Source organism: Bhargavaea cecembensis (assembly GCF_000826125.2).
GTDB classification, from domain to species: domain Bacteria; phylum Bacillota; class Bacilli; order Bacillales_A; family Planococcaceae; genus Bhargavaea; species Bhargavaea cecembensis_B.
Genome location: NZ_LN651372.1, coordinates 293,292 through 303,900, shown reverse-complemented (window position 1 = coordinate 303,900; position 10,609 = coordinate 293,292). Strand labels below are relative to the sequence as shown.

The 10,609-nt window shown below is 60.9% G+C and carries 8 protein-coding genes; 7 read left to right on the top strand and 1 reads right to left on the bottom strand.

All coding sequences use genetic code 11. The annotated features are described in order from the left end of the window. Nucleotides 1–239: hypothetical protein (locus tag BN1189_RS16250; protein ID WP_218922844.1), on the bottom strand; the 239-nt coding region annotated here is incomplete at its 3' end. 797 nt (nt 240–1,036) lie between these two features. Between BN1189_RS16250 and ilvD the strand changes: the two genes are divergently transcribed. The 7 genes from ilvD (at nt 1,037) to leuC (ending at nt 10,599) form a co-directional block, all read left to right on the top strand. Then, nucleotides 1,037–2,704 (top strand): dihydroxy-acid dehydratase, encoded by a 1,668-nt coding sequence (ilvD, locus tag BN1189_RS04365; protein WP_040225875.1) that lies wholly within the window; start codon nt 1,037–1,039, stop codon nt 2,702–2,704. 338 nt (nt 2,705–3,042) lie between these two features. Next, nucleotides 3,043–4,779, top strand: a complete 1,737-nt coding sequence (ilvB, locus tag BN1189_RS04360; protein ID WP_040225874.1) for a biosynthetic-type acetolactate synthase large subunit — start codon at nt 3,043–3,045, stop codon at nt 4,777–4,779. Continuing rightward, nucleotides 4,776–5,291 (top strand): acetolactate synthase small subunit, encoded by a 516-nt coding sequence (gene ilvN, locus BN1189_RS04355; protein ID WP_040225871.1) that lies wholly within the window; start codon nt 4,776–4,778, stop codon nt 5,289–5,291. Before ilvB ends, ilvN begins: the two co-directional genes overlap by 4 nt. Before the next feature lie 124 nt (nt 5,292–5,415). After that, on the top strand, nt 5,416–6,447 hold the full coding sequence (gene ilvC, locus BN1189_RS04350; protein WP_040225870.1) for a ketol-acid reductoisomerase: 1,032 nt from the start codon (nt 5,416–5,418) through the stop codon (nt 6,445–6,447). Beyond that, entirely contained in the window at nt 6,434–7,993 is a 1,560-nt protein-coding gene (locus BN1189_RS04345) for a 2-isopropylmalate synthase (RefSeq protein WP_040225868.1), read from the top strand. The genes ilvC and BN1189_RS04345 overlap by 14 nt, the downstream gene beginning before the upstream one ends. A gap of 78 nt (nt 7,994–8,071) precedes the next feature. Next, nucleotides 8,072–9,172, top strand: a complete 1,101-nt coding sequence (leuB, locus tag BN1189_RS04340) for a 3-isopropylmalate dehydrogenase (protein WP_040225865.1) — start codon at nt 8,072–8,074, stop codon at nt 9,170–9,172. Nucleotides 9,173–9,189: 17 nt separating this feature from the next. Beyond that, complete coding sequence (leuC, locus tag BN1189_RS04335; protein ID WP_040225862.1) at nt 9,190–10,599, top strand: 3-isopropylmalate dehydratase large subunit; 1,410 nt, start codon at nt 9,190–9,192, stop codon at nt 10,597–10,599. Nucleotides 10,600–10,609 lie beyond the last annotated feature (10 nt).

Genomic DNA, 10,609 nt, shown 5'->3' with positions numbered 1-10,609 from the left:
GCCTTTGAAAATCCGCGGAAGGAAAACGTGCTTCTGAAAAGTGCCGACGCGCCTTCGAAACCGCGGCACGCGCCTTCAAAAATCGCCGGCCGCATCTCGCTACCGCGAAAACCGTCAACGCGCCTTTGAAAATCCTCGGAAGGAAAACGCGCCTTTGAAAAGTACCGACGCGCCTTCGAATCCGCGGCACGCGCCTTCAAAAATCCTCGGCCACACATCGCTACCGCGAAAACCGTCAACGCGCTTTTGAAAATCCTCGGAGGGAAAACGTGCTTCTGAAAAGTGCCGACGTGCCTTCGAATCTGCGGCACGCGCCTTCAAAAATCGCCGGCCATATATCGCTACCGCGAAAACCTCCCACGCGCCTTTAAAAATCCGCGGAAGGAAAACGTGCTTCTGAAAAGTGCCGACGCGCCTTCGGATCCGCGGCACGCGCCTTCAAAAATCGCCGGCCGTATATCGCTACCGCGAAAACCTTCCGCGCGCCTTTGAAAATTAGCGGAAGGAAAACGTGCTTCTGAAAAGTGCCGACGCGCCTTCGAATCCGCGGCACGCGCCTTCAAAAATTGGCAGCCACATCTCGCTACCGCGAAAACCGTCGACGCGCCTTTAAAAATCCTCGGAAGGAAAACGCGCTTCTAAAAAGTACCCACGCGCCTTCGAATCCGCGGCACGCGCCTTTGAAAATCCTCGGAAGGAAAACGCGCCTTTGAAAACCACTGACACGCCCTTGAATCTCCATCACGCGCTTCCAAAAATCCCACACAAAAGAAGCAGCCACACTACCCTGTCTCCCCAATGTGAAACCGCTTCCCCGACTTCCGCCAAAAAATATTTTAAATATTTCACCTGAAACCGGAAACGCGACAGGCCGAGGTTGTAAACGATTACATTTTAAAACCACTATTCTAAATTGGCGAAAAACTTAAAATACGAGGTTGACGCCCATTTCGTTCCGCGATATGATGTTCCCAATTCATTTTTGGAGACGGCCATAGGCAGTCGTCAAGCTTCCAGAAGTCAGGGAGAGATCACCATGAGAAGTGACATGATCAAAAAAGGAATCGACCGTGCGCCACACCGGAGCCTCTTGTACGCAACCGGCGTCAAGGCGAAGGATATGGGCAAGCCGTTCATCGGCGTGTGCAACTCGTATGTCGATATCATTCCGGGGCATATGCATTTGAATAAGTTCGCCGAGGTCGTCAAGGAAGCGATCCGGGAAGCGGGCGGCATTCCGTTCGAGTTTAATACGATCGGCGTCGACGACGGGATCGCCATGGGGCACATCGGGATGCGGTATTCGCTTCCGAGCCGGGAGATCATCGCAGATGCCGCGGAGACGGTCATCAATGCCCACTGGTTCGACGGGGTGTTCTACATCCCGAACTGTGACAAGATCACGCCGGGGATGCTGATGGCGGCGGTCCGGACGAACGTTCCGTCGATCTTCGTATCGGGCGGTCCGATGGAGGGCGGTGTTTCCGCCGAAGGCCAGCCGCTGTCGCTCATGTCGGTGTTCGAGGGAGTCGGCTCCTACAAACAGGGGACGATGACGCAGACACAGCTTCTCGACATCGAGCAGAGCGCCTGCCCGACGTGCGGTTCCTGCTCCGGGATGTTCACCGCGAACTCGATGAACACGCTCATGGAGATGATGGGCGTCGCACTTCCCGGCAACGGGACGATCGTCGCCACATCGGACGAACGGCATAACCTCATCCGAGAGGCGGCGAAGCAGCTCATCCGGATGGTCGAGGAAGACGTGAAGCCGCGCGACCTGGTCACACTCGATACGATCGACGACGCATTTGCACTCGACATGGCGATGGGCGGATCGACGAACACCGTCCTCCATACGCTTGCGATCGCCAACGAAGCCGAGATCGACTACGACCTCAAGCGGGTGAATGAAGTCGCCGAGCGCATCCCGTATCTCGCGAAGATCAGCCCGGCGTCGGATTACACGATGCATGACGTGCACATGGCAGGCGGCGTCAGCGCCATCATCCGGGAGCTGTGCGAGATTCCCGGAGCCATCCACGGCGACCGCATGACGGTCACCGGTAAAACTCTTTACGAAAACGTGAAAGACCACCCGATCGTCAATGAACAAGTCATCAGGCCGAAAGAAAATCCGTATAGTCAGGTGGGCGGCCTATCCGTCCTGTACGGCAATATCGCGCCGGACGGCAGTGTCATCAAGGTCGGGGCGGTCGATCCGTCGATCAAGGTCTTCGAAGGCGATGCAATCGTCTTTGAGTCACAGGATGATGCCCAGCGCGGCATCGATGACGGGACAGTACAGGAAGGCCATGTCGTGGTCATCCGCTACGAAGGGCCGAAAGGCGGCCCGGGGATGCCGGAAATGCTTGCTCCGACTTCGGCCATCGTCGGCCGGGGGCTCGGCACGAAAGTCGCCCTCATCACCGACGGTCGGTTCTCGGGGGCATCCCGCGGAATCTCCATCGGCCATATTTCACCGGAAGCGGCGGAAGGCGGGCCGATCGCCCTCGTTGAGAACGGGGACATCATCACGATCGACCTCATCAACCGGACGATCGAGCTCCGGGTCCCGGATGAGGTGCTGGAAGAACGGCGCAAGCACCTCAAGCCGTTCGAGCCGAAGATCAAAAAGGGCTATCTCGCCCGCTATTCCAAGCTGGTCACGTCCGCCAACACCGGCGGCGTCATGAAAATCTAAATCGATGAAGAGGTTAAAGGGAAGGACCCCTGCACTTTACCAGAGAGCCGGAACCGCTGGAACCCGGCAGTGCAGCCGACCCGACATCCCCTCCGAGTGGAACATTGAACGGGAAACCGAGTAGATGTTCCCGGGGCCAGGCATCATGCCGCCCCGTTACCAAAAAGGCCGGAATCAAATCCGGCCGCCGAGGCGGCGAAGTTTGCCGCAAACAAGGGTGGTACCATGAAAGGCTCTTTCATCCCTTTTGCAGGAGGAATTCCGTTTTCTTCCGCAAGGGGATGAATGGGCCTTTTTCATTTCAATAAAATCCGAAAATCAAAAGGAGGATGTCGCAGATGGAAACGAGCGTCAAGACGAGGGAAGAGACGGCCGTGGCAAAGCAGACGGCCGGCACCGGAGCCGACCTGCTGATCCGGTCACTGAAAAATGAGGGCGTGGACATTATTTTCGGCTATCCGGGCGGCGCCGTGCTTCCGATCTACGATGCGCTGTACCGCAACCCGATCCGTCATATCCTGGCAAGGCATGAGCAGGGGGCCATCCACGCAGCGGAAGGCTATGCCAGGGTGACGGGACGTCCGGGCGTCGTCATCGCGACATCCGGGCCGGGGGCGACGAACCTCGTGACGGGAATTGCGGACGCGATGCTGGATTCCCTCCCACTCGTCGTGTTCACCGGACAGGTCGCTCAAAGCGTCATCGGGACGGACGCCTTCCAGGAGGCCGACGTCATCGGAATCACGCAGCCGATCACGAAGCACAACTACCAGGTGAAGGATGCACGGGATCTGCCGAGGATCGTGAAGGAGGCCTTCCACATCGCTTCCACGGGGCGTCCGGGACCGGTCGTCGTCGATATTCCGAAAAACATATCGGTCACCGGGCTGGACGCCGATCTCCCGCATCCCGATTCGGTCGACCTGCCGGGTTACCAGCCGACTTACCGGCCGAACTTCTTCCAGATCCAGAAAGCTGCACAGGCACTATCTGAAGCGAAGCGGCCGCTTATCCTCGCGGGTGCCGGGGTGCTCGCCGCCAAGGGCACCGATGAACTTCGGCGGCTGATCGAGGAATGGCGCATCCCGGTCACGAATACGCTGCTCGGCCTCGGGACCGTCCCGGGAAGCCATGAGCTGTTCCTCGGGATGGCCGGAATGCACGGAACATATGCGGCAAACCAGGCGATCCAGGAATGCGACGTGCTCCTCAATGTCGGCGCCCGGTTTGATGACCGGCTCACCGGCAACCTCGACGGGTTTGCGCCGAAGGCCAAAGTGATCCATATCGACATTGACCCGGCGGAGATCGGCAAGAACGTGCCGACCGACATCCCGATCGTCGCAGATGCCCGCCTGGCCCTCGCCGAACTGCTGAAGCAGGAAGCGGAAAAGCCGGACACGGCCGAATGGCTCGCCGGGCTCGACGATTGGAAGGAAAGCCGGCCGCTCGGCTACACGGCCGCGCCGGACGATCAAATCATGCCGCAGGATGCGGTCCGCCTCGTCCATAAATACACGGAGGGCGATGCGATCGTCACGACGGATGTCGGTCAGCACCAGATGTTCGCCGCCCAGTACTACGGACTGAACAACGCCCACCACTGGGTGACCTCCGGCGGGCTCGGCACGATGGGCTTCGGCTTCCCGGCAGCGATCGGCGCCCAGTTCGCCCGACCGGACGCGAAAGTTGTCTCGATCGTCGGCGACGCCGGATTCCAGATGACCCTCCAGGAGCTCTCGCTGCTTCAGGAGTTCAATCTTCCGGTGAAGGTCGTCATCATGAACAACGCCTGCCTCGGCATGGTCCGCCAGTGGCAGGAAACATTCCACGGCGAGCGGTATTCCTCCTCGCTCATCCCGGTCCAGCCGGATTTCGTAAAGCTGGCGGAGGCGTATGAAGTGAAGGGCTACAAAGTGGAGACGATGAGCGACGCGGAAAAGGTGTTCCGCGAAGCGCTCGGCTCGGACGGACCGGCGCTGATCGACTGCCGGGTGCTCCAGACGGAGAACGTCTACCCGATGGTCGCGCCGGGCAAGACATTGAGCGAAATGATCGGAGTGATGGAACGGTGAAACGAATCATAACGACGACAGTCATCAACCAGAGCGGCGTCCTGAACCGCGTCACCGGCCTTCTCATGAAGCGCCAGTTCAACATCGAAAGCATCACCGTCGGCCACACCGAGCAGCCCGGCATGTCGAAGATGACGTTCGTCGTCCACGTTGAGGACCCGGGCAAGGTCGAGCAGCTCGTCAAACAGCTGCAGAAGCAGATCGACGTCATCAAAGTGAATGACATCACCGAAAAGTCGGTCGTCATGCGGGAGCTGGCACTGATCAAAGTCGTCACGCCGCCGCAGACCCGGAGCGAAGTGCAGAGCATCGTCGAACCGTTCCGGGCGTCCGTCATCGACATGAGCAAGAGCGTCACGACATTCCAGGTGACCGGCGACCCGGGGAAGATCGAAGCTTTCATCGACCTCGTCCGCCCCTACGGCATCAAGGAGATCTCCCGGACCGGCGTCACCGCCTTCACGAGGGAGACCCAGCGGGCGGAGATGAAACCGGATCTGATTCTCCAATGACGACTCCGCCGGGTCGGCGCATCCGGCAGACGGCCCGCAGCTTTTCTTGAACCGAAGTGAATCATCGGCACGGCACAGCCGGCCGCAAAATAAAAATCCAGAACCCACAGGGAGGAAAATTAAAATGGCTAAAATGTACTATAACCAGGATGTTAACGAGGCGGCACTCCAAGGCAAGAAGATCGCAGTCATCGGCTACGGCTCGCAGGGCCACGCACATGCCCAGAACCTGAAGGAATCGGGCTTTGACGTGGTCGTCGGCGTTCGTCCCGGCCGTTCGTTCAACCAGGCGATGGAGGACGGCATCGAGACGGCGTCCGTCCGCGAAGCGGCGGAGTCGGCGGATGTCATCATGGTCCTCCTCCCGGATGAGCGCCAGACGCAGGTGTACAACGAAGAGATCCGCCCGGCGCTCCGTGCAGGGAAGTCGCTCGTGTTCGCCCACGGCTTCAACATCCACTTCAATCAGATCGTCCCTCCGGAAGATGTCGATGTGTTCATGGTCGCACCGAAAGGCCCGGGCCATCTCGTGCGCCGGACATACGAATCGGGCGCAGGCGTTCCCGCACTGTTCGCGGTCCATCAGGATGCTTCGGGCCAGGCGAAGGACGTCGCCCTCGCCTACGCAAAAGGGATCGGTGCCACCCGTGCGGGAGTTCTTGAGACGACGTTCCAGGAAGAGACGGAGACCGACTTGTTCGGTGAGCAGGCGGTCCTCTGCGGCGGCACGACTGCACTCGTGAAAGCCGGTTTTGAAACGCTCGTCGAGGCAGGCTACCAGCCGGAGCTCGCGTACTTCGAAGTGCTCCACGAGCTGAAGCTCATCGTCGACCTCATGTATGAAGGCGGGCTCGAAGGCATGCGCTACTCGATCTCCGACACGGCGCAGTGGGGCGATTTCGTCTCCGGCCCGCGCATCGTCACCGCGGACACGAAAGCCCGCATGAAGGAAGTGCTCGAAGATATCCAGAGCGGCAAGTTCGCGAAGGGCTGGCTGCTTGAGAACCAGCTCAACCGTCCGGAGTTCAACGCGATCAACCGCCGCGAGTCCGAGCACCAGATCGAGAAGGTCGGCCGCGAGCTGCGCGCCATGATGCCGTTCGTCAATGAAGGGAAGAAGCCGAAAAAGGAAGTGGTCGCCAGTGCGCAAAATTGATATTTTCGACACGACGCTGAGAGACGGCGAGCAGTCGGCGGGGATCAACCTCAACACCGCCGAGAAGCTCGAGATTGCCCGCCAGCTGGAACGGCTCGGGGTGTCGGTCATCGAGGCCGGCTTCCCTGCCGCTTCCCCCGGAGATCAGGACGCAGTGCGGCGGATTGCCGGCACGGTGAAGAATTCGGTCGTGACGGGGCTCGCCCGCTGCCATGCGAAAGACATCGACGCGGCATGGGAAGCGCTGAAGGGGGCGGAGCAGCCGCATATCCATATCTTCCTCGCGACTTCGCCGATCCATATGGCCCACAAGCTGAAGAAGACGCCGGATCAGGTCGTCGAGGCGGCCGTCGAGGCGATCAAATACGCAAAGCGGTTCTTCCCGCTCGTCCAGTGGTCCGCGGAAGACGCGTCCCGGACGGAGCCGGAATTCCTCGCCCGCATCGCCGCAGAGGCCGTCAAGGCCGGCGCGACGACGATCAACATTCCGGACACGGTCGGCTACTCCACGCCTCACGACTACGGCTCCATCTTCAAGTTTCTGAAGGAGACCGTTCCGGGCATCGAGAGAGTCAAGCTGTCCGCGCACTGCCATGATGACCTCGGCATGGCGACGGCGAATACGCTCGCCGCCATCGAGAACGGCGCCGACCAGGTGGAAGGCACGATCAACGGCATCGGCGAACGGGCCGGGAACGTCGCGCTTGAGGAGATCGCCGTCGCGCTCCATATCCGCAAAGACCACTACCGGGCGGAGAGCGGCATCACCCTGAAGGAGATCAAGCGCACGAGCCAGCTCGTGAGCCAGCTCACCGGTGTCGCCGTCCAGCCAAACAAGGCGGTCATCGGGAAGAACGCGTTCGCCCACGAATCGGGCATCCATCAGGACGGCATGCTGAAAAACCCAGAAACGTACGAAATCATCACACCGGCGCTCATCGGGGATGCGCACACCGAGCTCGTCCTCGGCAAGCACTCCGGCCGCCACGCGTTCCGTGACCGTGCCGTGCAGATGGGCTTCGAACTCGGCGAGGAGCAGCTGAACGAGGCGTTCGCCGAATTCAAGAAACTCGCCGACCGGAAAAAGGAAATCACCGAGGCGGACCTGCTCGTCATCCTCACCGACAATCAGATCCAGGACACGGAAACGCCGGTGTACGAACTCGGCAGCTTCCAGCTCCAGTTCGGCAACGGCTCGGCGAACATCCCGACCGCGACCGTCTCGGCGACCATGCCGGACGGAACGGAAGTGACGGAGGCGGCGACCGGCAGCGGTTCCGTCGAAGCGATCTTCAACACGCTCGAGCGGATCGTCAAGGAGAAGGTCAACATCCTCGACTACCGGGTCACTTCGATCGGCAAGGGCCGGGACGCGCTCGGCGAAGCGTACGTCAACCTCCGGGTCGGCGGGATGGAAGTCGCCGGCCGCGACGCCTCCCAGGATGTGCTCGAAGCAACGGCAAATGCCTACTTCAACGCCATCAACCGGAAACTCGTGAAAGACGCGCAGGAACAGCCCGCAGCGGCCGTTCCGGCGGCCCACTGAAATCGCATGGAATGAACGGATCGAACAGCCGGCCGGGTCGACGGCGGCCGGAACCCATCATATAAGGAGGAATGGAACATGGAAAAGACAATTGCCGTATTGCCCGGGGACGGAATCGGCCCCGAAGTGACGAGAGCCGCGGTCAAGGTGCTGAAACTCATTGCCCGGCGTTACAACCATACATTCAAGCTGACTTACGGACTGATCGGCGGAGCGGCAATTGACGCCCTCGGCAATCCGTTCCCTGAAGAGACGGCAGAAGCCTGCAAAGCGAGCGACGCCGTCCTGCTCGGAGCGGTCGGGGGACCGAAATGGGACGGGAACCCGTCGGGGCAGCGTCCGGAAAACGGACTCCTCGCCATCCGGAAACATTTCGGCCTGTTCGCAAACCTCCGGCCGGTGAAGGCGGTTCCGGCCCTGCTCGGCGCTTCTCCGCTGAAAGAGGAAAAGGCGGCCGGCGTCGACCTGATGATCGTCCGCGAACTGACGGGCGGCCTGTACTTTGGCGAACCGAAACGCCGAACACATGACGGCGCGGTCGACACGCTGAGCTATTCACGGGAAGAGATCGGGCGCATCGTCGAGAAGGCGTTTGAGCTGGCGCGCGTCCGAAACGGGAAAGTGACGTCCGTCGACAAAGCCAATATCCTTGAGACGAGCCGGCTCTGGAGGGAAGTCGTCGAAGAGAAGAAGGCGGCCTACCCGGACGTCCGGGTCGAGCACCAGCTCGTCGACTCCGCCGCGATGAAGCTCATCACGGATCCGTCCGCATTCGACGTCATCGTCACGGAGAACATGTTCGGTGACATCCTGAGCGACGAGGCATCCGTCATTACCGGTTCGCTCGGCATGCTGCCGTCCGCCAGCATCCGCTCGGACGGATTCGGCCTCTATGAGCCGGTCCATGGTTCCGGCCCGGACATCGCGGGCCAGTCGGTCGCCAATCCGGCCGCGGCGATCCTGTCTGCCGCGATGATGCTCCGCTACTCGTTCGGCATGGACACGGAAGCTTCGGCGATCGAGGAAGCGGTGCAGACGGTCCTGGACGACGGCTTCCGCACGGCGGATGTCGCGGAAGACGGCATGCGGGCCCTGACGACGGAAGAATGGACGGAACGGATCATCGAACAGCTGGACAGCGAAGCGGTCTCTGACCACATCATGTTCGCGTATATGTAATCAGGAGGCGGAAGCGCATGGCAAAGACAATCATCGATAAAATCTGGGATCAGCACATCGTCCACGGGGAACCGGGCAAGCCCGACCTGCTTTATATCGACCTCCACCTGCTCCACGAGGTCACTTCTCCGCAGGCGTTCGAGGGGCTCCGGCTGAACGGCCGCAAAGTGCGCCGTCCCGATCTCTGCTTCGCGACGGTCGACCATAACGTGCCGACCCGCAACCGGGAGGAGATCAAGGACCCGGTCTCGCGCAAGCAGATCCGGACGCTCGGGGAGAACTGCGAGGAGTTCGGCGTCCCGCTCGCGGGCGTCGACCATCCGGATCAGGGGATCGTGCACGTCATCGGTCCGGAGCTCGGACTCACGCAGCCGGGCAAGACAATCGTCTGCGGGGATTCCCACACATCCACGCACGGGGCATTCGGGGCGCTCGCCTTCGGCATCGGCACGAGCGAAGTGGAGCATGTGCTGTCGACCCAGACGCTCTGGCAGTCCCGCCCGAAGACGATGCAGATCCGCATCGATGGGGAGATCGGCCGGGGCGTGACCGCAAAAGACATCATCCTCGCCGTCATCTCGAAGTTCGGGACGGACGTCGGCACCGGCCACGTCGTCGAATATACGGGCGACGCCATCCGCAAACTGACGATGGAAGAACGGATGACGGTGTGCAACATGTCGATCGAAGCGGGCGCCCGGGCAGGCCTCATCAGTCCGGACGAAGAAACGATCGGATATTTGAAGGGACGCCGTTACGTCCCGGAAGGCGAAGCATTCGACGAAGCGGCTGCCGCCTGGCTCGCCCTCGCATCGGACGAAGGGGCGGAATATGACAAGACGCTCCGGATCCATGCCGACGAGATCGAACCGTTCCTCACATGGGGCACGAACCCGTCGATGGGCGGCGGCATCTCCGGGCATGTTCCGTACGCATCCGACTTTGAGGATGAAATGGGCCGGGACGGCTTCCTCCGGGCGATCGAGTACATGGGCCTGGAAGAGGGGCAGCGTTTCACCGACATTCCCATCCAGCACGTCTTCATCGGCTCCTGTACGAACGCGCGGCTGAGCGACCTCCGCGCAGCGGCCGAAATCGTGGAAGGCCGGCAAGTCCATCCGTCGGTCACCGCCATCGTCGTCCCGGGTTCACGTACCGTGAAAAAGCAGGCCGAAGACGAAGGTCTCGACCGGATCTTCACGGATGCAGGATTCGAGTGGCGGGAATCCGGATGCAGCATGTGCCTTGCGATGAACGATGACATCGTTCCGTCCGGCGAGCGCTGTGCATCCACGTCCAACCGGAACTTTGAGGGGCGCCAGGGAATGGGATCCCGGACTCATCTCATGAGTCCCGCGATGGCCGCTGCCGCCGCCATCGAAGGCCGATTCACGGATGTCCGGACCCGCTCCGCCGTCCACGCATGAACAGCAGAAA

Excerpts from the sequence above, each read along its gene's own strand:
- leuB (WP_040225865.1), top strand. The coding sequence starts at position 8,072 with ATGGAAAAGACAATTGCCGTATTGCCCGGGGACGGAATCGGCCCCGAA.
- ilvD (WP_040225875.1), top strand. The coding sequence starts at position 1,037 with ATGAGAAGTGACATGATCAAAAAAGGAATCGACCGTGCGCCACACCGG.
- leuC (WP_040225862.1), top strand. The coding sequence starts at position 9,190 with ATGGCAAAGACAATCATCGATAAAATCTGGGATCAGCACATCGTCCAC.
- ilvB (WP_040225874.1), top strand. The coding sequence starts at position 3,043 with ATGGAAACGAGCGTCAAGACGAGGGAAGAGACGGCCGTGGCAAAGCAG.
- ilvC (WP_040225870.1), top strand. The coding sequence starts at position 5,416 with ATGGCTAAAATGTACTATAACCAGGATGTTAACGAGGCGGCACTCCAA.